The 329-nt window shown below is 54.7% G+C and carries 1 protein-coding gene; it reads left to right on the top strand.

What is annotated here, in order from left to right; all coding sequences use genetic code 11:
- Nucleotides 1-329, top strand: a 329-nt coding sequence (locus CHK_RS00005) for a GTP-binding protein (protein WP_046441751.1), incomplete at both ends; no start/stop codon positions are given.

The raw sequence follows: 329 nt of genomic DNA, 5'->3' as shown, positions 1-329 counted from the left end.
AAATCGACAAAGCGCCGGAAGAAAAAGAGCGTGGAATCACGATCAATACAGCGCACGTGGAGTACGAGACAGATACGCGCCATTACGCGCACGTAGACTGCCCGGGACACGCGGACTATGTAAAGAACATGATCACGGGAGCGGCGCAGATGGACGGAGCGATCCTGGTGGTATCGGCGGCAGACGGCCCGATGCCGCAGACGCGCGAGCATATCCTTCTTGCAAGGCAGGTAGGTGTGCCGTACATCATCGTATATATGAATAAAACAGACCAGGTAGACGATCCGGAGCTATTGGAGCTTGTGGAAATGGAAATCAGGGAGCTGCTG

Origin of the sequence: Christensenella hongkongensis (assembly GCF_000981035.1) — a bacterium.
Lineage (GTDB): Bacteria > Bacillota > Clostridia > Christensenellales > Christensenellaceae > Christensenella > Christensenella hongkongensis.
This window is presented reverse-complemented; position numbering and strand designations above follow the sequence as displayed.